This is a genomic window from Butyrivibrio sp. WCD3002 (genome assembly GCF_000424265.1).
GTDB lineage: Bacteria > Bacillota > Clostridia > Lachnospirales > Lachnospiraceae > Butyrivibrio.
The window spans coordinates 13,125-34,239 of record NZ_AUJO01000028.1 but is presented as its reverse complement, the minus strand read 5'-3'; the positions used below and the strand labels follow the sequence as shown (position 1 = coordinate 34,239).

General features: G+C 42.6%; 16 protein-coding genes. 9 read left to right on the top strand and 7 right to left on the bottom strand.

Annotated features, from left to right (window positions below):
* The first annotated feature begins 12 nt into the window (after positions 1 to 12).
* Together rplI and dnaB are read left to right on the top strand one after the other, a co-directional pair.
* On the top strand, positions 13 to 459 hold the full coding sequence (gene rplI, locus G608_RS0116010) for a 50S ribosomal protein L9 (protein WP_026496858.1): 447 nt from the start codon (positions 13 to 15) through the stop codon (positions 457 to 459).
* Positions 460 to 462: 3 nt separating this feature from the next.
* The gene (dnaB, locus tag G608_RS0116005) at positions 463 to 1,824 is read left to right on the top strand and encodes a replicative DNA helicase (protein WP_026496857.1); all 1,362 of its coding nucleotides are present in this window, start codon (positions 463 to 465) and stop codon (positions 1,822 to 1,824) included.
* 237 nt (positions 1,825 to 2,061) lie between these two features.
* Here dnaB and G608_RS0115995 read toward each other — a convergent pair whose 3' ends face one another.
* Positions 2,062 to 2,232, bottom strand: a complete 171-nt coding sequence (locus G608_RS0115995) for a DUF362 domain-containing protein (protein ID WP_026496855.1) — start codon at positions 2,230 to 2,232, stop codon at positions 2,062 to 2,064.
* 431 nt (positions 2,233 to 2,663) lie between these two features.
* Between G608_RS0115995 and nifJ the strand changes: the two genes are divergently transcribed.
* A complete protein-coding gene (nifJ, locus tag G608_RS0115990) occupies positions 2,664 to 6,191 on the top strand; it encodes a pyruvate:ferredoxin (flavodoxin) oxidoreductase (protein ID WP_026496854.1) in 3,528 nt (1,175 codons plus the stop codon).
* A gap of 121 nt (positions 6,192 to 6,312) precedes the next feature.
* Here nifJ and G608_RS0115985 read toward each other — a convergent pair whose 3' ends face one another.
* On the bottom strand, positions 6,313 to 7,059 hold the full coding sequence (locus G608_RS0115985) for an adaptor protein MecA (RefSeq protein ID WP_026496853.1): 747 nt from the start codon (positions 7,057 to 7,059) through the stop codon (positions 6,313 to 6,315).
* A 654-nt stretch (positions 7,060 to 7,713) separates the two neighbouring features.
* Between G608_RS0115985 and G608_RS0115980 the strand changes: the two genes are divergently transcribed.
* From G608_RS0115980 to G608_RS0115960, 5 genes are all read left to right on the top strand, one after another.
* The gene (locus G608_RS0115980) at positions 7,714 to 9,483 is read left to right on the top strand and encodes a glycosyl hydrolase family 18 protein (RefSeq protein ID WP_026496852.1); all 1,770 of its coding nucleotides are present in this window, start codon (positions 7,714 to 7,716) and stop codon (positions 9,481 to 9,483) included.
* Between the two features lie 20 nt (positions 9,484 to 9,503).
* A complete protein-coding gene (locus tag G608_RS0115975; RefSeq protein ID WP_026496851.1) occupies positions 9,504 to 10,562 on the top strand; it encodes an L-threonylcarbamoyladenylate synthase in 1,059 nt (352 codons plus the stop codon).
* A gap of 69 nt (positions 10,563 to 10,631) precedes the next feature.
* Entirely contained in the window at positions 10,632 to 11,069 is a 438-nt protein-coding gene (gene rpiB, locus G608_RS0115970) for a ribose 5-phosphate isomerase B (RefSeq protein ID WP_026496850.1), read from the top strand.
* A gap of 1 nt (position 11,070) precedes the next feature.
* Positions 11,071 to 11,553 carry a deoxycytidylate deaminase gene (locus G608_RS0115965; RefSeq protein WP_026496849.1) on the top strand — a complete coding sequence of 161 codons (483 nt, stop codon included), beginning with the start codon at positions 11,071 to 11,073 and terminating at the stop codon, positions 11,551 to 11,553.
* 78 nt (positions 11,554 to 11,631) lie between these two features.
* Positions 11,632 to 12,840, top strand: coding sequence for a cell wall hydrolase (locus G608_RS0115960; RefSeq protein WP_051209442.1), 1,209 nt, complete (start codon positions 11,632 to 11,634; stop codon positions 12,838 to 12,840).
* Between the two features lie 3 nt (positions 12,841 to 12,843).
* On the opposite strand, the gene G608_RS0115955 is transcribed toward G608_RS0115960, so the two are convergent.
* On the bottom strand, positions 12,844 to 13,332 hold the full coding sequence (locus G608_RS0115955) for a DUF402 domain-containing protein (protein WP_026496847.1): 489 nt from the start codon (positions 13,330 to 13,332) through the stop codon (positions 12,844 to 12,846).
* A gap of 109 nt (positions 13,333 to 13,441) precedes the next feature.
* On the opposite strand from G608_RS0115955, the gene G608_RS0115950 reads away from it, so the two are divergent.
* Entirely contained in the window at positions 13,442 to 16,000 is a 2,559-nt protein-coding gene (locus tag G608_RS0115950) for a hypothetical protein (protein ID WP_026496846.1), read from the top strand.
* Positions 16,001 to 16,068: 68 nt separating this feature from the next.
* Here the strand turns inward: G608_RS0115950 and G608_RS0115945 are convergent, their stop codons facing one another.
* The 4 genes from G608_RS0115945 to murC form a co-directional block, all read right to left on the bottom strand.
* Complete coding sequence (locus G608_RS0115945; RefSeq protein ID WP_026496845.1) at positions 16,069 to 17,256, bottom strand: ribose-phosphate pyrophosphokinase; 1,188 nt, start codon at positions 17,254 to 17,256, stop codon at positions 16,069 to 16,071.
* A gap of 12 nt (positions 17,257 to 17,268) precedes the next feature.
* A complete protein-coding gene (locus G608_RS0115940) occupies positions 17,269 to 18,243 on the bottom strand; it encodes an ATP-binding protein (protein WP_026496844.1) in 975 nt (324 codons plus the stop codon).
* A 125-nt stretch (positions 18,244 to 18,368) separates the two neighbouring features.
* A complete protein-coding gene (locus G608_RS0115935) occupies positions 18,369 to 19,400 on the bottom strand; it encodes a DnaD domain protein (protein ID WP_051209439.1) in 1,032 nt (343 codons plus the stop codon).
* 264 nt (positions 19,401 to 19,664) lie between these two features.
* Positions 19,665 to 21,050 carry a UDP-N-acetylmuramate--L-alanine ligase gene (gene murC, locus G608_RS0115930; protein ID WP_026496842.1) on the bottom strand — a complete coding sequence of 462 codons (1,386 nt, stop codon included), beginning with the start codon at positions 21,048 to 21,050 and terminating at the stop codon, positions 19,665 to 19,667.
* Positions 21,051 to 21,115 lie beyond the last annotated feature (65 nt).

Below are 21,115 nucleotides of genomic sequence, written 5' to 3'. Positions count from 1 at the left end.
AGGAGAAGGATAATGGAAATAATTTTGTTAGAGGACGTTAAGTCTCTTGGAAAAAAGGGTGATATTGTTAAGGTAAGTGATGGTTATGCATCCAATTTCATTTTGCCCAAAAAGCTTGGGGTAGAAGCAAACAAGGCAAACCTGAATGATCTTAAGAATCAGAAAAAGCGCGAGGAAAAAGAAGCCCAGGAGCTTCTTGAGAGCATGAAGGAGCTTGCAAAGGAGATAGAAAAAGCCAACGTAAAGGTTACCATGAAGGCAGGCGAGGGCGGAAGAGTTTTCGGTTCTGTTTCATCCAAGGAGATCGTTGCTGAGGCAAAGAAGCAGTGCGGTCTTACTCTTGATAAGAAGAAGGTTCAGCTTCCTGAACCTATCCGTTCCTTTGGTACAACTGAGGTGCCTGTAAAGCTGCACCCTCAGGTTACTGCAACACTCAGGGTTTCTGTAACGGAGGCTTAAAAAATGCCCGAAGAAAACATAGTACAGCGCACAATGCCAAACAGTCTTGAGGCTGAGCAGTCAGTAGTCGGCGCGATGCTGATAGACAGGGATGCCATTCAGGTTGCATCAGAGATGCTGCATCCGGATGACTTCTACAACAGGCAGCTGGGTATGCTTTTTGAAGCGATGGTAGAGCTTTATAAAGATGGAACGCCTGTTGATAATGTGACGCTTCAGAATCATTTAAAAGAGAAGAATGCACCGCCGCAGGTGTACAACATGGATTACATCCTTGGGATGGCAAGTAGTGTTCCCACCTCGGCCAATGTGAAATATTATGCGGAGATAGTTCGCGATAAGAGTAAGCTCAGAGAGCTTATTCATTCCTGCCAGGATATTATAAATAATTGTTTCCAGGACAGCACAGAGCTTGAGGCACTTATGAATGATACGGAGAAGGAAATTTTCCGCATCACGCAGCTTAGTAACAGCGGAGAGTTCGTGCCCATAAGTGAGATTGTCATGAACGCCCTCAATAAGATTGAGATGGCAAGTAAACTGCAGGGAACAGTTACAGGTCTTGCCACAGGATTTACTGATCTTGATTATAAGACAGCAGGCTTCCAGCCTTCGGATCTGATACTTATCGCAGCCCGTCCTTCCATGGGAAAAACGGCGTTTGTTCTTAACATCGCTCAGCACATGGCTTTCCATCAGGGTAAAACCGTTGCGGTATTTTCACTGGAAATGTCAAAGGAGCAGCTTGTAAACCGTCTTATGTCCATGGAATCACACGTTGATTCGCAGCATATCCGTACCGGTAATATGACTGATATGGACTGGGAGAATCTGATAGAGAGTGCTGATCTGATCGGAAGATCTAATCTTATAATCGATGATACGCCAGGTATTTCAATACAGGAGCTCCAGTCCAAGTGTCGTAAGTACAAGATGGAGCACAATCTGCACATCATCATGATCGACTACCTGCAGCTTATGAGCGGAAGCGGCAAGCGTTCTGCGGAGTCAAGACAGCAGGAGGTATCAGAGATTTCAAGAGCACTGAAGGCTCTTGCCCGTGAGCTTAACGTGCCTGTAGTTGCACTGTCACAGCTCTCCCGTGCGGTTGAGTCAAGACCTGATCACAGACCTATGATGTCGGATCTTCGTGAGTCCGGTGCCATCGAGCAGGATGCGGATATGGTCATGTTCATATACAGAGATGATTATTACAACAAGGATACTGACAGAAAAGGCGTGTCCGAGATTATCATTGCGAAACAGAGAAACGGCCCGATAGGAACAGTAGAGCTTGCATGGCTTCCTGAATTTACGAAGTTTGCAAATCTAGAGCCGTCATACAGAAGAAGTGGTCAAGAATAATATCCCCTCATCCGTCACTTCGTGACACCTTCCCCCCAAGGGGAAGGCAGGGAAAAGAAAAGCCTTCCCCCCCAAGGGGAAGGCAAGGAAAAGAAAAGCCTTCCTTCCAAGGGGAAGGCAGGGAGAAGAAAAGCCTTCCCCCTCTGGGGGAAGGTGTCAGCGAAGCTGACGGATGAGGGCAATAAAAAATCCGAAGCGAAAGCTTCGGATTTTCTTGTTTACATTTGCAATTTGCAATTAGCCCTGTGAAATAGCTGAAACGGGGCACTGAGCTGCACAAGAACCGCAATCGATGCATGTATCAGGATCGATGTTGAACTGTGTGTCACCCTGAGAAATAGCAGAAACAGGGCACTGACCTGCACAAGAACCGCAGCTGATGCAACTATCACTAATAACGTATGCCATATCAAAAATCTCCTTCCTGAATAAAAAGTTTGTAATACTTTCATGATCGGCAGATGCCGCTGCCAATCGGTATTACCTACTACAGAGACTATGATAATATAATTGAATATTTTACGCAAGCAATTTAGCGATAACTTTTATCAATGAAGCGTTTGTTTATAAAAGATTTATTCTTTTTATATTTTCGTTATTTTGTTTAGAAAAATTATCATTCTGAAGGTGCTAGAAATGGCTTGAATTCGTTGACTTTGCGAAATCACAATGTTAGAATTTAAATTGCGCGTAGTGCGTACATTAGCGATTTTACGGCATAGGTGTGTAAAAGCTTAACATGCCTATCCTGGGAATCCAAGACCAAGTAATCGTAGGAATTCCGGTTTTTTCTTTGCCCCTATGGTTACAATACACTATTAAAGGTAGGAGGAATAGAAATGGCAAGAAACATGAAAACCATGGACGGTAACGAAGCTGCTGCATATGCTTCATATGCATTCACTGAAGTTGCTGCCATGTACCCGATCACTCCTTCATCAGTTATGCCTGAGCATGTTGATGAATGGGCTACTGCCGGCAAGAAGAACATCTTCGGTCGTACAGTACAGATCACAGAAATGCAGTCAGAGGCTGGTGCAGCAGGTGCTGTTCACGGATCTCTCGTAGCAGGTGCTCTTACATCTACTTATACTGCATCACAGGGACTTCTTCTTATGATCCCTGATATTTACAAGGTTGCAGGTGAGAGACTTCCCGGTGTATTCAACGTATCAGCTCGTTGCGTAGCTTCACATGCGCTGAACATCTTCGGTGATCACTCTGATGTTTATGCATGCCGCCAGACTGGTGCAGCTATGCTCTGCAGCTCAAGTGTACAGGAGGTTATGGATCTTACACCTGTATCTTACATGGCTGCTATCGAAGGAAAACTTCCTTTCATTAATTTCTTTGACGGTTTCCGTACTTCACACGAAATCCAGAAGATCGAGGTTTGGGATTACAAGGATCTCGATGAGATGGTTAATCACGAGGCAATTGATGAGTTCAAGGCTAACGCTCTTAACCCGAATCATCCTCGTCAGATGGGTTCAGCTCAGAACCCTGATATCTTCTTCCAGGCAAGAGAAGCTTGCAACACTGGTTATGATGAGCTTCCTGCAATTGTTCAGAAGTATATGGACAAGGTTAATGCTAAGCTTGGAACAGATTATAAGCTCTTCAACTACTACGGAGCTGCTGATGCTGAGACAATCATCATCGCTATGGGTTCTGTAAACGATACAATCGAAGAGACAATCGACTACCTTGCTAAGAAGGGCCAGAAGGTCGGCGTAGTTAAGGTTAGACTTTATCGTCCTTTCGATGCTAAGGCACTTGTTGATGTTATTCCTGCAAGCGTTAAGAGAATCGCTGTTCTTGACAGAACAAAGGAGCCCGGTTCTTACCGTGAGCCTCTTGCCCTTGATGTTATCGCAGCTCTTAAGGGCACAAAGTTCGAGTCAGTTCCTGTAATGTGCGGACGTTACGGTCTTGGTTCTAAGGATACAACTCCTGAGCAGATCGTTGCTGTTTACAACAATACAGATAAGGAGCAGTTCACAATCGGTATCAACGATGATGTTACACATCTTTCACTTGATGCTGGTGAGCCTCTTGTTACAACTCCCGAGGGAACAACAAACTGTAAGTTCTGGGGACTTGGTGCTGACGGTACTGTTGGTGCTAACAAGAACTCCATCAAGATCATTGGTGACAACACAGACATGTATGCTCAGGCATACTTCGATTATGACTCTAAGAAGTCTGGTGGTGTTACAATGTCTCACCTTAGATTTGGTAAGACTCCTATCAAGTCAACTTACCTTATCAAGAAGGCAGACTTCGTAGCTTGCCACAATCCTTCATATATCCGCAAGTTCAACATGGCTCAGGAGCTAGTTGATGGAGGATCATTCCTTCTTAACTGCCCTTGGACAGTAGATCAGCTTGAGACAGAGATCCCTGGCCAGGTTAAGAAGTTTATGTATGACCACAAGATCAACTTCTACATCATGAACGGTTCTAAGATCGGTGTTGAAGTAGGTATGGGTCCTACAAGAATTAACACAATCCTTCAGTCTGCATTCTTCAACATCACAAAGATCATTCCTGAAGAAGATGCAATCAAGTTCATGAAGGATGCTGCTCAGAAGACATACGGCCGTAAGGGTGAAGATGTCGTTAAGAAGAACTGGGATGCTATCGATGCCGGTGCTGATCCGAAGAACCTCATCAAGGTTGAGATTCCGGAGAGCTGGAAGGATGCTAAGGACGAAGGCCTTGAGTTCACAGAAGCTAAGGGCGATCGTAAGGACGTTGTAGATTTTGTTAATAACATCCAGTCCAAGGTTAATTCTCAGGAAGGTAACACCCTTAAGGTTTCAGATCTTCTTCCTTATGTTGATGGTTCTACACCTAGTGGATCAGCTGCATTCGAGAAGAGAGGTATTGCAGTTAACGTTCCGAAGTGGAATGCTGAGAAGTGCGTAGAGTGTGGATTCTGTTCACTCGTTTGTCCTCACGCTGCAATCAGAACAGTTGCTCTTACAGACGACGAAGTTGCTAAGGCTCCTGAAGGACTTCAGACAAAGGATCTCAACGGAGTTCCCGGATACAAGTTCTCAGTTGTTATCTCTGCACTTGACTGTACAGGATGCGGTTCTTGCGCTAATGTCTGCGTAGGTAACAAGGCTGGCGAGACACTTAAGATGGGTGCTATCGCTGATAACAAGGATGAGCAGAAGTACTTTGACTATGCTGTTAAGACTCCTGTTAAGACAGAAGTTGTTGAGAAGCTTAAAGAGACAACAATCAGAGGTTCACAGTTCAAGCAGCCTCTCCTTGAGTTCTCAGGTGCTTGCGCAGGTTGTGGTGAGACACCTTATGTTAAGCTTGTTACTCAGCTCTTTGGTGACAGAATGTACGTTGCAAACGCTACAGGATGTACATCAATCTGGGGTAACTCCTCACCTTCAACACCTTACACAGTAAATGCTAAGGGTCAGGGTCCTGCATGGGATAACTCACTGTTCGAGGATAATGCTGAGTTTGGTTTCGGTATGGTTCTTGCACAGAACGCTCTCCGTGATGCTATCAAGGAGAAGGTAGAAGAGATCGTTGCAGCAGGCGGTTCTGCTAAGGATGCTGCTCAGAAGTATCTTGATACTTTCGCAAATGGTGCTACAAACACAGCTGCTACAGAAGAGCTCGTAGCTGCACTTGCAGGCGACAGCTCAGATGCTGCTAAGTATGTTGTTAAGAATAAAGACTTTGCCGCTAAGAAGTCACAGTGGATCTTCGGTGGTGACGGATGGGCATTCGATATCGGATTCGGTGGTCTCGATCACGTACTTGCTTCCGGTAAGGATGTAAACGTTCTCGTTGTTAACACTGAGGTTTACTCAAATACAGGCGGACAGTCTTCAAAGGCTACACCTACAGGTGCTGTTGCACAGTTCGCTGCAGGCGGTAAGGAGATCAAGCAGAAGGATCTTGCTTCTATCGCAATGAGCTATGGTTATGTATATGTTGCTCAGATCGCTATGGGTGCTGATATGAACCAGACAATTAAGGCAATCGCAGAGGCAGAGGCATATCCGGGACCTTCACTCATCATCGCTTATGCTCCTTGTATCAACCAGGGTCTTAAGGCCGGCATGAACAAGGTTATGGACGAAGAGAAGAAGGCTGTTGCTACAGGTTACTGGCATATGTTCAGATTCAATCCTGCAGCAGAGAAGAAGTTCTCACTTGACAGCAAGGCTCCTACAGAGGAGTATCAGGACTTCCTTGATGGTGAGGTTAGATACCTTTCACTTAAGCTCAAGAATCCTGAGAGAGCACAGAAGCTCTATGCTAAGTCAAAGGAGAATGCTCAGGAGCGTCTCGAGTACCTGAACAAGCTCGTTACTCTTTATGATAACTAATCTCTTATCGAGAGCAGAACTTCCTTAAAGAGTATATAAGAACAAAAAGAAGCTCCGGCGAGAAATCGCCGGAGTTTTTATAATGTCGTAAATGAAATTTTAAATATAGAGTAGGCGGGTATCAGATTCCGGAAAGCTTCTGAATAGCCTCGTCTTTAATGATTATCTGATAGTGTTCGTTAAAATACTGCTCACTGATTGATGATGTGGTTTCAGGCTTACCATACTCAGAGAGGATGATGCAAAGCTTCTTCAGAGTAGTAGTTGAAGCTCCGTCTGGATGAATCAAAAGGAAAAGCTTTCCATCCTTATCACTCTTGTAAAGAGTATTGCGAACATTTACCTCTGCATTGTTCATTGCAGAGAAATTCATTACATCATGCATTGATCCGAATGAGAATAAGAAGAACGGATCAGCAGGAACAGGTCTTGTTGTCGTTCTTGCCTGATTAGGTGAGCGTCTTGCAGTTCCTTCTGGCGGAACAGAATCAGCATCCTTAAGCTTGTTGAACAGACTCATGATATCTGAGTCGCCATCATCTTCATCCTCGGTATAGGAGCCTGATACTTCACTTTGAAGCGCAGGTGAGAAATTAGCAAACCTTGTATCAAGTTCTTCAGGATCTTCTACTTTTGTTATTATAAGAACGATGCACTCTGAGTTTATCGGAACAGCCTCAATCATAAGAGGAATATCCTCGGCATCAAAACCAAATTGATAATTGGCCTGCTGCATCATATCGCGGAATAAGTCTTTTGCTTTATCTGTTCCATACGCAAGCTCGCTTATCTTGAGCTGTCTGCTTGCGAGATCATCTTTAGTTAATGTGCATCGTATCTGATAATCATTTACTCGTTCGATTTTCATTCGATGCCCTCCATAAATAATAATTATTAAGTAATTAGTTGAATATTAAAGGAAACATTGATGTGTGTCAATACATGTATCGGCATGTTTTAAAATTTCATATACCGGCCTGAATCTTAGAAAATAATAAAATTTTGATAAAGGGGTTGATTTTATTATTTTTATGGTGTATAGTACATACTCGTGGTGCCTCTGCGACGCAGTATCGGGGGAGGAGGCATGATAACTACAGAATGATTTACAGCGTTTCATCGCATCTGATGGAATGTCTTACAAGTTCTTCCAACAATCGTTGGGAAGAAATCACCGAAATCTTTTTAATTATATGACAACAAACAATCCGTTTTGATACGGCTTTTATTAATTATTTTTATTCGGTACTGCAGTGGCACCAGTGTCAATTTAATATAAGGTTTACAGGCAGCAATGCATTTTTGCGCAGAATAATATCAGGCCAGGTTTGGGAAATTATCACGGATACTTCTTTTGTAATCTGAAACTAAACCTCCTTATCAAATAAATCTGAATAGCCGAAGGTCCCCACCTAAAGCAATTACTTGTGCGGAATTGTGCGCCTGTAACCTCAATTAAATGGCTATTATACATTCATTTATGTTATAATGTAGGGCGATTGGAAGGAGCTGGTTTTTACTGATGAAAAAGAAAGTTGTACCGGTGATTATAATAATCGCCCTTATTTTGATTATTGGACTGATTTACGGAGCACAGATTGCGATCGAGAAATTCTCATATTCCAAGACGCAGGCAGATTTAGCTGAATATTACGGAATTTCAAGCGATCAGGATGTGGCTATTATATATAATGATTCTGTTTTAGAGGATAAGGCAGTAAAAAAAGATGGTGTCTATTATCTTGATTACCAACTTTTGAAGAGTATTGAAAGGAATAAGTTCTATTACGGAGAGGCTGATCAGACGCTTTTCTTTACAACTCCGAATGTCACTTATACTACTAAAATTGGTGAGACCGCATGGGCTGCCACAAATGGTGAGAGTGGTGATGCAGGATATGTGATCTCATATGTTGACGGAGAAAAGCTTTACATAGCGCTTAGCTATATCAAAGCATTTACTGATATTGATTATCAGGTATTTGCTTCTCCTGACAGAATCAGACTTTACGCCGGAAGCTATTTTCAGACACTTGCTAAAGTCAAGAAAAAGACAGGGGTCAGGGTTCTTGGCGGAATAAAGAGTGACGTTGTTTCTTATGTAGATGGTGGAATGGCTGTTGTGACCAATCAAATGGATGAATGGTCAGAAATCATCACCTGGGATGCTCATAAAGGATACGTTGAGAATAAGTATCTTGACTTTATGGGTGAAGGTGAGGTTACAAAGGCAGCTATAGAGGCAGAGAATCCTGAAGGAATGGCAGTTGAACCAATTGAAACTGCTGCTGGAAGCCTGCCGGCGCCTTCGGATTTAAATGATTTTACCACTCAGAGACTTGACGGAAAGGTAAATATGGGATTCCATCCTATTGGCGGAACTGCAGGTAATGCTTCGATTGATGGAATAATTGCACCTACCAAGTCCCTTAATGTGCTTGCACCTACATGGTTTACTATTAGTGACAATGAAGGTACTGTTATAAGCTATGCTACAAGAGATTATGTCTCAACGGCTCATGCTGCTGGTATGCAGGTATGGGGTGTAGTTGACAATTTTAACTCCGGCAACAATATTGATACAAAGGCGGTTTTGTCTCATGAAGCTTCAAGAGCAAATGTAATTTCTCAGCTTATAGCTAATGCTCAGGAATATGAGCTTGATGGTATAAATGCAGACTTTGAGGAAATTTCTGAAAGCTACGGTGCAGATTATATGCAGTTTATGAGAGAGCTTTCAGTAGCCTGCAGGCAAAACGGTCTGATCTTTTCAATTGATGATTATGTACCCATGGAGTTCAATGATCATTATGATCTTACAGAGCAGGGCGAAATTGCCGACTATGTGGTAATCATGGGTTATGATGAGCATTATGGCGGATCCGATGAAGCAGGTTCAGTTGCTTCAATCGGTTATGTGCAGGAAGGAATTGAGAAGGCTCTTACCATGGTTCCGGCTGAAAAGCTGGTAAATGCCATTCCTTTCTATACAAGAGTGTGGACAACGTCAGGCGGAGAGGTTTCAAGTAAGGCTCTTCATATGGATGGTGCCACCAATGTTATCAATCAAAAGGGTATAGAGATGAACTGGGATGAGGAAACCTGCCAGTATTATGGTGAGGTTACGGATTCAGATGGTTCGCTGATTCAGATTTGGAATGAAGAAGCCCGTTCAATTGAGGTTAAGCTCAGCGTAATGCAGTCAGCCGGAATTGCCGGTGTTGCTGAGTGGGCACTTGGTTTTGAAAGTGCTGATGTATGGGATGTTATTGCCGCATATATGGCGCAGTGATCCTGTTAGAAAGAAGTATAATGGATACAATAGTTGAAGTAATTGATGAAGAAAATATAGATGACAGTGCTCTTAAGGTTCTTAAGAGGGCAGGCAGTATAATTAAGGAAGGCGGTCTTGTGGCTTTTCCTACGGAGACGGTGTACGGACTTGGCGGCGATGCTCTTAATCCTCAGTCATCCATGAAAATTTATGCTGCAAAGGGGAGACCTTCAGATAATCCGCTTATTGTTCATGTAGCGGATATGGAATCAATAAAAAAGATAGTTAAAGAGATACCGGATGCGGGATATAAGCTGGCTGAAAAATACTGGCCGGGACCCCTTACCATGATAATGAATAAATCGGATGCTGTTCCTTATGAAACCACTGGCGGACTTGATACGGTGGCAATCAGAATGCCAAGTAACAAGATTGCCGCACAGCTTATAAGGGAGTCCGGAGGATATATAGCTGCACCAAGTGCTAACATTTCCGGAAGGCCGAGTCCTACAGAAGCAAAGTATTGTGTTGAGGATTTAAGCGGCAGAGTAGAGATGATAATAGACGGCGGAGCAGTTGGAATCGGACTTGAATCTACTATTATAGATCTCACATCCGATGTGCCTATGATCCTTAGACCCGGTTATATAACAAAGGAAAATCTGACTGAGTTCCTTGGAGATGTCAGTGTCGATAAGACTATACTTGATGCAAATTCTAAGGCAGCCCCCAAGGCTCCGGGAATGAAGTACAGACATTACGCACCAAAGGGTGACCTCACTATAGTTGAGGGTGATTCACAAAGGGTTGCAGAGTATATAAACAGCGAGCTTAAAAATGCGTCTATGAAGGGATTAAAGACCGGCGTTATAGCGACCAGTGAGACAGCGTCTCTTTACAAGGCAGATATAGTAAAAATCGCCGGCAGCAGGGATGATGAAGAGGAAATTGCTCATAATCTTTTCAGTATTTTAAGACAGTTCGATGATGATGAAGTAAATCTGATGTTCTCTGAGAGCTTTGATGATACAGGAATCGGACAGGCAATTATGAACAGGCTGTTAAAGGCTGCAGGACATAAGGTTGTAAGAGTTTAAAAAAATAAAATCAGGTGATGAGCAGGTGGTTACTTTTACCTGCCTGATCCAATAGAGGAGGATGAAAAAATGATAGCACTTGGAAGTGATCACGGCGGATATGACTGCAAGCAGGTTGTAATCGCTTATCTTGAGGAGAAGGGAATCGAATATAAGGATTTTGGTACCTATGATAAAGATTCCTGCGATTATCCTGTATTCGGTAAAAAGGCAGCTGAGGCTGTAGCAAGCGGAGAATGCGAGAAAGGTATCGTAATCTGCACTACAGGAATCGGTATTTCAATTGTTGCAAATAAGGTTAAGGGAATAAGATGTGCTCTTTGCAGCGAGCCTCATTCTGCAAGACTTACAAGAGAACACAATGATGCAAATGTGCTTGCAATGGGCGGAGCACTTATTGGACCTGATATGGTGGTTGATATCGTGGATACATTTTTAAATACACCTTTTTCAGGTCTTGAGAAGCATTCAAGAAGGATATCAGAGATAACAGATATGGAGGGGTAATATGAAAAGGGAGGATTATATTTCCTGGGATGAGTATTTCATGGGTGTTGCAAAACTTGCGGCAATGAGATCCAAGGATCCCAGCACACAGGTAGGAACCTGTATAGTCAGTGGTGACAATAAGATTTTGTCTATGGGCTATAACGGTTTCCCTCTTGGCTGCGATGATGATGATTTTCCATGGGAGAGAGATGGCGAGGATGAGCTTTCAACAAAGTATCCCTTCGTAACTCACAGTGAACTGAATGCTATCCTTAATTACAGGGGAGGAAGTCTTGAAGGGGCAAAGCTTTATGTTTCTCTTTTTCCCTGCAATGAGTGTGCAAAGGCGATAATCCAGGCAGGCATTCGTACTGTCGTATATGATAGCGACAAATATTCATCTTCCGCAGCAACCAGAGCATCCAAGAGAATGTTTGATGCTGCAGGAGTGAAATATTATCCCTATCAGAGATCCGGTAAGAATATTCATATAGAGATTTAAATGGGTATAGAACAGGTTTTCGCCAATGTTGGCAGAACCTTTATGTAATGAAACTATTCATGTTAAAGGGGAGACGATGTGAAAAAGTTTCCGGGGAGAATCCTAAGCTGTCTGCTTTTACTTGCGCTTCTTTTCGTATCTGCTGATTATTCAATTAATGTAAGAGCGACGGAGGCCACTAAAAAGGCGCTGGAAGAAGCTAAGCAGAAGCTTGATGACACAAAGGATCAGCTGAGTGATACAAAGGATCAGCTGAGTGATAAAAAAGAAGATATCAGTAATCTTAATAAAGAAAAAAGTCAGCTGGAGAGCAAGCTTGATGATCTGAACGATCAGCTTACAGAGGTCAGTAATAATCTTACCGACCTTGAAAACAAGATTGATGACAAGGAAAATGAGATAGCTAATACTGAGGCGGAGCTGGAAGTTGCAATAGATACCAAGGATGCCCAGTATGCATCCATGAAAAAGCGGGTTCAGTTCATTTATGAGAATCAGGATGTTCTTCTCTATGATATGCTGCTTGGAAACGAGAGCTTTGGAGATTTCCTGAATCAAAAGGATCTTATTAAGGCGCTGTCTGCATACGATAGGAAAATGCTAGAGGAATACATGCAGACCTGCGAGGATATCTCTGATAAAAAGGATAAGTTAAATAATGAGAAGGCAGAGCTTGATGAGTATAAGGTCCAGGTAGAAGCAGAGCAAAGTCGCGTTTCAGGACTTGTAAGTTCCACAAGCGGAAATATCAAAAAGTATAAGCAGGATATTTCAAATGCCGAAGAAGAGGCTCAGTCAATAGAGGATAAGGCAAGAGAGTATGAACAGCTTGCAGAGTCTCAGAGTGATGATGTTAAAAAGTTAGAAGCAAAGCTTGCTGAAGAAATCAGACTGTCAAAGCTTGCTAAGAGTTCAAAATGGAGAAATATTTCTGAGGTCACCTTTGCCGAAGGTGACAGATACCTTCTGGCAAATCTGATATATTGTGAAGCCGGCGCTGAGCCTTACGAGGGTAAGGTGGCAGTTGGCGCAGTTGTAATAAACAGAGTTCTTAGCTCCGTTTATCCGGATACTGTTGTTGGAGTTATCTATCAGTCCAGCCAGTTTTCACCTGTAGGAAGCGGACGTCTTGCACTTGCCCTGGCTAACGGAAGTGCGACAGAGTCCTGCTATCAGGCAGCAGATGCCGCCATGAGCGGTGTGACAAATGTAGGTAATTGCGTGTATTTCAGAACACCGATCCCGGGACTTTCCGGTATAAACATTGGCGGACACGTATTTTACTAATAATCAGCTATTTTGTGATATGGCCTTGATTATGGGGGCTTCCAGTGCTGATATGCTGTTTTCGTATATGGCATCCATGAGGTCGCCCAGTGAAGTCAATGCTTTTTTCAGAAGACGCTCATCAATGAGCTTTTGTTCAAAGGCTTCTGAGAGTTCATCAAGGTCGAGAATTCGGATTTTTCCATCGGGATATATAACTACGTCTGCAAGAAGATCAAAGGTCAAAACAGAGTTTTCCTCAGGGCCCTGCTGATAATCCACGATGTCACAGTACCAGTACATAAGTGTGGAGTCGGCTCTGTAGAATTTGCTTATTTTGTAGCCTCTTTTCAGGTAGTAGCAAGAATATCCATGGGAAAGATCAGAACGCGGATGGATTGCGTTCCAGGATGTAACGATGGTGTTTTCATCACATTGCAGAATGTGATCATCCTTTAGCAGAATACACTCATTTGGAATAACACGTTTACGATAAAGTACTGGGTGGTCCATAATTCCCCCAATCTGCGCATTTGCGCTTTTTATTAAGAAACGGTTTTAGGTTAGAAAAATATTACCGCGATGACACACATAAGTCAATTGATTTAGGGTGCATATAGAAATGAAGAAAACAATAATCAAGATTTTTTATACGATAGCAGTCTTTGTGCTCTCGTTGTTTATAATAGGACACTTCAGTAATAAAGAGACTGTGGACATGACAGCACAGATGGGTGCTCCGACATTTCCCACAATTTCCTTTTTAGAAAACGGAAAAGAGATAAATATGCTTCACGGCTATTCTTCTGAGCTTATGGTAAACCATGTAAGAGGTACGGTGCTGCCAATTGATGCAGGAAGAAACATTGCTTTTAATATGAATACCTATGGTACGCTTATTTCCGGACTGCGGTTTGAAGTGAGGCAGGTGTCAGGTGACGGTCTTGTTGAGAATTCGGATATTACGAATATTACTCAGAAAGACGACATTATCACGGGATCTTTTCAGCTAAAGGATCTGATCGATGCAAATCAGGAATATATGCTGGTGATGATCTGTGATGTAAACAGTGAGACGGTTCGATATTATACAAGAATAATCTGGTCGGAAACCGGTGAAAAATATAATGTTGATGATGAGATCAGATTTGTGACGGATTTCCACAAAATGACCTTTGATAAGCAGGGTTCTGCACAGGAGCTTTCAAAGTATCTGGAATCCAATGCTGATGGAGATAATACCTCCTTTAATCATGTGACAATTCATAGCAGCTATGATCAGGTAACCTGGGGCGATCTGAATATTACAGCCCATACGGATCCGCTTATTGAAGTTAATGATATTCATTCACAGACCGCGGTTATGAGATTGTATTATCAGCTTACTCAAAGGACAAAAGCAGGAGAAGAAAAGCTTTATAATGTCACGGAATATTTCAGGGTAAGATATACAACAGACAGAATATATCTTCTTGGATATGACAGGAAGATGAATTATGTATTTGACGGAGATAAATCTGATTTTTCCGATAACGTGATCAATCTCTGGATTTCGGATAGTGAGATTCCGTTTAAGGAGAGTGATGGCGGTAATGCCGTGGCCTTTGTCAGCGAGGACAGATTATATGTCTATAACAGCACAGATAATAAGATGGCGCTGGCATTTGGCTTTTATAATGATGAATACGATGATGAGCGCGTAAGATGGCAGGGCAACAGGATACATATCCTGAACGTGGACGAAACAGGAAACGTGCAGTTTGCTGTTTCAGGCTATATGAACCGCGGTGAGCATGAGGGTAAGGTCGGTATTGCGGTTTATGGCTATGACTCTCAGCTAAACACAATTGAGGAGCAGGTTTTCATTCCTGTAAATTATCATCAGGATATTCTTCAGGCCTATAACGATAAAATGCTCTATGCCGGAACAAGCGGTAATCTTTTTTTCATGCTTGAAGGAAATGTCTATATGGTTAACCTTTCTACCAGAGAGCAGAAGAAGCTTATAGAGAATATTTCAGACGACAGATACTGTATTTCTCAGTCGGGCAGCAGTATTGCCTGGCAGGAGGAGGACAGAAAAACAGTTAATATCATGGATCTTTCTACCCAGGCCCAGTCAGAGATTGAGGCTGACGCAGGAGATTTTATAAGGGTTCTTGGTTTTATGGGAGAGGACCTGACATACGGTCTTGTTCATGAGAGTGATGTCCACAGCGATCAGATGGGATCTCTGATTTATGGAATGTACAAAATCTGTATCGTTGACAGTGAGGGAAGTATTCTTGAAAACTATAATCCGGGAGAATCTCTTGTTACTGATGTAGCCATAGATGAAAATGTCATAAGAATAAGCAGGGCAGTGTGGAACACGGAGACGGAAATCTTTGACAGTGTTATGGATGATCAGATAATGAGTACCATTAAGGCAGAGAAGGGCAGCAATTATCTGACTGTGGTGGCAACAGAGGATTATAAGAATCTGCTGGAGATCATGCTAAAGAGCAATATGAATGTAAAGACCTTAAGGGCCGTTACACCTAATATGACTTTGTATGAGGGCAGCAGGGAAGTTATAGCTGCAACGGATAGAAATGTTGATACCAATCCTTACTACTATGTCTACAATATGGATGGTGCCATGAGTATCTGTGATAATCCCTCAGATGCCATAAATAATGCTTATAATAATCCCGGCGTTGTGGTTGATGATTATGGAAAATATGTATGGTACAGAGGAAACCTCCTAAAATCAAACCAGATCATGTATATAACAAATCTGGCAGAGGAGTGGGAGAATATGCCGGGGGATAATTCAACGGCAGTTTGCCTTGATCTTATCCTTCAACACAAGGGTATAAGCGTAAATGTTCAGTCAATGCTGGATCAGGGGAAGACTACTCTTGATATTCTTGGAGATAATCTTGTATCTGCCAGAATCCTTGACCTTGATGGATGTCCCATGGAAGCCATGCTTTACTATGTAAATCAGGATATTCCCGTAATGGCTACCATGAACGATGGAAGCAGCATTATGATCATAGGCTTTAATGATTTAAATACTGTTCTGTTGGAGCCTACAAAGGGAGAGGTTTATAAGCTTGGAAGAAATGACACTGCCACTCTTTTCCAGAATAATGGTAATCATTTCGTGACATATATGATGATGCAGAATAACTGATAATAAATGTAAAAAAGAAGGAGGGCCATATCACATTGAAGTGATATGACCCTCCGTTATTTTATGAATTATTCAAGCTCGCCTGCGTTGTATCTGGCAATAATGCTGTTAATACGTTCCACAGGGTTAAGAAGATCGCTTATTGAAGCATCGTGGTTAAGTGTATCGATGAGGTAAGCGATGTATTTACTCATATCGCAGCTGATGTACCACTCTCTTGAGAGAAGCTCAGGTGTCTGATAAATGAGGTTTGTAGTAAGTACTCTGTCAATAAGACCTTCCTCGAAAGCCTTATCAAATATCTCAAGACCGCTGGTGAAAAGACCAAATGTTGAGAATGCATAGATGTGAGCTGCCTTTCTTTCTTTGAGAGCTCTTGCAACGTCAATCATGCTCTCACCTGATGAGATCATATCATCAACGATGATAACATCCTTACCCTCAACAGAGGTTCCAAGGAATTCGTGTGAAACGATAGGATTTCTTCCATCAACTACCTGTGTGTAGTCACGGCGCTTGTAGAACATACCTACATCAAGGCCCATAACTGAAGCAAGATAGATAGCACGGCTCATTCCACCCTCATCCGGGCTTATTACCATCATATGGTCTGAGTCAATCTGAAGACCCTTAATATTTCTAAGAAGTGCTTTTATAAACTGATATGTTGTGCGTACAGTTTCGAATCCGTTAAGAGGGATAGCGTTCTGTACTCTGGGATCGTGAGCATCGAAGGTGATGATGTTATCAACACCCATGCCTACAAGCTCCTGAAGAGCTATTGCACAGTCGAGAGATTCTCTTGATGTGCGCTTATGCTGACGGCTTTCATAAAGGAAGGGCATGATGACAGTGATACGTCTTGCCTTACCGCCAACGGCAGCGATAATTCTCTTGAGATCCTGATAGTGATCATCAGGAGACATGTGGTTTTCTTTTCCAAAAAGCTGATAAGTAAGTGAATGGTTACAAACATCGACCATAATATAGAGGTCGTCACCGCGAACTGACTGAAGGATTACACCCTTTGCTTCGCCGCTTCCAAAACGCGGAACCTGAGCTTTTAATAAGTAGGAAGGACGTTCATAGCCTGTAAATGCAAGGCTGCCCTTGTGCTCGTTCTCACGTTCCTCACGCCACTTAACAAGGTAATAATCTACCTTCTCTCCAAGGGACTGACAGCCCTCAAGTGGGATAATCCCCAAAGAACCTACGGGGATGGTTTCAAGGTTTCGCTTTTCTTCTCTTCTTGGCATTAGAAGAATTCCTCACTTTCCATTCTTAAACTGCATTTTCTTTAGAATTCGAATATCAGAACCGGTAAGCTTGCACAGGCGATATGAGCTGGCAATTCTGGAAGATACTCTTTCAGAATACATGGACTTCACATCCTCCAGTGAAAGGTTGGTAGTGATAATCGTGGACCTGTTCCTCATGAGTCTCTCGTTGATGCAGCTAAAAAGCTGAGGTATAGAGTTATTGGTAATGTGCTCGGTACCCAGGTCATCAATAATAAGAAGATCCGTGTTGTACAGGTCATCATAGAGCGTATAAAGCTCATCGTTTTTCTTGAAATCGAAAGAGTATGTCTGCAAAAGAGCAAATAGTGAAACCGCGCTGAAATAAAGTACGGAATGCCCTTTGTCCAGTATTTCTTTGGCTACACAGACAGACAGGAACGATTTACCAGTACCCACTGTACCATAAAAGAATAAATTTGGATAGGAAGTTTCAAAATTCTTAATAAAATCTTTCGAAGTTCGAACTGCTCCGCGAAATCTTTCTAAATCCTCTCCCTGGTAGTATTCCTCTGATAAAACGCCAAAATTAGCGCTTTCCGTCATCTTTCTGATGTTAGACTGCGCATATAGTCTTTCAATTATTCGTTGTCTGAAGCATGAGCATTTTTCTCCGTTCACATATCCTGTGTCACGGCAGATAGGACAGTCATACTTCATATCAAGGTAATCTGCAGGATAGCCGGCCTCGGTAAGAAGCTGCTTCTTCTTAGTTGCGACATCTGCAAGCATCTCATGAAGCTTTCCCCTGCGCAGGTTTTCGCCAAGAAGCAGCCTTCTACCAAAGTCTGCACTGATGCTTCCCGTTGATTGTGAAAGCACCAGATATCCGGGAACGTGATCCTCGATTTCCTTGATCTTTGTGTTTAGCTCATTGCGATGAAAGGTTCTGCGGATTTCATAATCGTGCATTATCTCATCATACTGGGTGTTTGTCAGAGCCAAAACAAGTCCCTCCTCCTCGTTATTGCTAGCTTAAAGATAATGGGCGCCGGTCGGTTACGGGGTCCGTAACTCGCCGCTTCGCGACTTCGAACGGTCCCCAGCTCCCAAAGTATTTAATCAGATGATCAGTTGTCCAGAAGCTGGCTTTCCATGCTGTCCAGATTGTAATCATTCTGTTTAAATCTGTTAAATTTATTATTGTTGAACTTAATCGGTTCATTGTTATTAGCAGAAGTCTGTCTGGCTGTCTTGCCAAAATCATCATCAAGCTTCTGGATATCTTCGATGGTACGTGCTCCGCTTTCATACCATTTACGAAGGATTCCGTCACAGTACTGAAGCCTCTTTGTCTGGGTCTGGAGTACGGTTCTGCGACAAGCTTCTGTAATAACTGTCAGTGTGAACCCATAGGTGTTCTGCCACTTGTCAAAAAAGCTGAGCTCTGTACTGGTGGGAGCATTCTGCATTCCAAGCTCGCGCATAATTGAGTATGCATTTCTGTGAGCTGTGCTTTCTGCTCTGGCACTTTCAGGAGTAGTGATGCCTTTTTCGTGCCAGCTAAGGGCAACCTTTCTTACATAGTCAAAATCCTTCTTGCCTGCAGTAGCGCAGTGCTGAAGAAGATAATCGATAAGATCTTCTGAAAACTCAAGCTCATCCTGAATATAGTAGATAGTTTTGATCTCTGTAGGATTGAGTGTTCTTCCAAAATACTGCTCAGCCACAAAAAGCATCTGAGGATTGTCCTTGTGCTTTATAGCTTTCTTTTTTGTTTCCTTGGGAATAGCCACAGGTTCTGCAGCCTGAACGGTGTGCAGCATGGTCTTTGGTGTTTTCTTGGGAACAATGTCCTGCATATGAATGCCGGAGAGCTGATAAGCTCCGTCGTACTCAAGGGTCATAAGACCCTGGTTTTCCCAGTATTTAAGCGCACGAAGGACATCCTTTTCTGTATAGTTAAACTTGTCGGCAAGGTCAGAAACACTTGTAGCCTGACCTGCGCACATCATTCTGAGAAGATAAAGGTAGACCTTTATCTCCGCGTCATTTGCTGCCGCAAGATATTCATCAATAAAAATATTGGAAAGCTCAGTGCTGGACACACTGCTATTAGGATTAATTATAACTCGCCCCATCATCTTTTCTTCATCACCCACTTACTTCAAATTTCTTTCGAATTGCATTATAGCATTGTGGATTATTTATGAAAATGGGAAAAATGACGATAAAAATGTCTGCAAAGTCAGGCCCCGGGCGATTTTTCGCAAATGTGGACATTGTGGATAACGTGGATTATTTAATGCTCTGAATTAAAAGAAACCGCCGAGTTTTCACAGCTTTTTGTATGAAAAGTCGGCGGAATGTTATCCACATGATGATTACATTTAATTGTATAAAAAGTAAGTGGAAAGAGTGGAAAATTAAATACCAAGCAGGTCATTGCCGATATTTACCACATCTCCTGCCCCCATTGTTATCAACAAGTCATCCTTCGTGCAATTTTGCAAAAGAAATTTTTCGATTTCTTCAAAGGACGGAAAATAGTAGCATTCATGCCCAAGGGACTCTATTTTTTCCTTGAGAGTACGGGAGCTTATTCCCAAATTATTGGTTTCTCTTGCAGGGTAGATATCTGCGATTACAAGCTTATCAGCGGCAAGCAGAGCATTTGCAAACTCATCCATAAGAGCCTTGGTCCTTGTGAAGGTGTGGGGCTGGAATACGCACCAGATCCTCTTGTGAGGATAATTCTTTGCGGCTGAAAGAGTGGCAGCTATCTCTGTGGGATGATGAGCATAGTCGTCTATTATTGTGACTCCGTCAACAGTTCCCTTATATTCGAATCTTCTGCCTGTTCCTGTAAAGGATGAAAGTCCTTCTACTATATTAGAAGCTTCTATATCAAAGCAATCGCTGCATGCAACTGATGCAAGGGCGTTACCGATGTTGTGTTTTCCCGGAACCTTAAGAGTAAGGTCAAAGCCTTCCCTGCCCTTCCTGTTTACATGGAAGGAAGCGCATCCAAAGGCATCATAGCTGATATCTGAAGGGTAGTAGTCTGCGCTGTCGTCAAAACCGTAGGTTAAGATATTGCAGGTAAGCCCCTTTGTGAACTCACCAAGATTTGGAATCTCATTATTAATAACGAGAGTTCCGTTATCGGGGATAAGCTCCGCAAACTTTCTGAAGGATTTGGTTATATCTTCAAGGTCCTTGAAAAAGTCCAGATGGTCTTTATCTATATTAAGGATGACTCCAACTCCGGGGAAAAAGCTCAGGAAGCTGTTTGTGTATTCGCAGGCCTCTGTTATAAAGTAGTCTGACTGACCGATTCTTATATTTCCGCCGATGTCCTTGAGGTTACCGCCAATGGAAATTGTGGGATCCATTGATGATGCAAGAAGAATCTTGGAGATCATTCCTGTTGTGGTGGTTTTACCATGGGTTCCTGAAACTGCTATTGGCAGATGATAGTGAGTCATGATCTGTCCAAGAAGCTCAGCTCTTGTAAGCATTGGAAGACCAAGCTCCTTTGCCTTTGCAAATTCCGGATTATCGGGATGAACGGCAGCAGTGTAAACAACCAGATCAATGTGACCTGCGTTTGTGACATTGTCCGCACTTTCTCCTACGAAGACTTTTATTCCGGCATCCTTAAGGGCGAGAACCTGTTCATTTTCTGCTCTGTCAGAGCCTGTTACTGTAAAACCTCTGTCCTTTAAGACCATGGCAAGACCGCTCATTGAGATGCCGCCAATGCCGATGAAATATACATTTACTGGGTTTTCATAATTTATTTTATACATGTTTTTTCCTTTTATAAATCGAATAACGCTTATTTTTTGGTTTAATAAAGTATAATCCTAAGGAA

Coding starts and splice junctions, on each gene's coding strand:
- G608_RS0115980 (WP_026496852.1), top strand. CDS start 7,714: ATGAAAAAGAAAGTTGTACCGGTGATTATAATAATCGCCCTTATTTTG.
- G608_RS0115985 (WP_026496853.1), bottom strand. CDS start 7,059: ATGAAAATCGAACGAGTAAATGATTATCAGATACGATGCACATTAACT.
- rplI (WP_026496858.1), top strand. CDS start 13: ATGGAAATAATTTTGTTAGAGGACGTTAAGTCTCTTGGAAAAAAGGGT.
- rpiB (WP_026496850.1), top strand. CDS start 10,632: ATGATAGCACTTGGAAGTGATCACGGCGGATATGACTGCAAGCAGGTT.
- G608_RS0115965 (WP_026496849.1), top strand. CDS start 11,071: ATGAAAAGGGAGGATTATATTTCCTGGGATGAGTATTTCATGGGTGTT.
- G608_RS0115950 (WP_026496846.1), top strand. CDS start 13,442: ATGAAGAAAACAATAATCAAGATTTTTTATACGATAGCAGTCTTTGTG.
- G608_RS0115955 (WP_026496847.1), bottom strand. CDS start 13,332: ATGGACCACCCAGTACTTTATCGTAAACGTGTTATTCCAAATGAGTGT.
- murC (WP_026496842.1), bottom strand. CDS start 21,050: ATGTATAAAATAAATTATGAAAACCCAGTAAATGTATATTTCATCGGC.
- dnaB (WP_026496857.1), top strand. CDS start 463: ATGCCCGAAGAAAACATAGTACAGCGCACAATGCCAAACAGTCTTGAG.
- G608_RS0115995 (WP_026496855.1), bottom strand. CDS start 2,232: ATGGCATACGTTATTAGTGATAGTTGCATCAGCTGCGGTTCTTGTGCA.
- G608_RS0115975 (WP_026496851.1), top strand. CDS start 9,504: ATGGATACAATAGTTGAAGTAATTGATGAAGAAAATATAGATGACAGT.
- nifJ (WP_026496854.1), top strand. CDS start 2,664: ATGGCAAGAAACATGAAAACCATGGACGGTAACGAAGCTGCTGCATAT.
- G608_RS0115945 (WP_026496845.1), bottom strand. CDS start 17,256: ATGCCAAGAAGAGAAGAAAAGCGAAACCTTGAAACCATCCCCGTAGGT.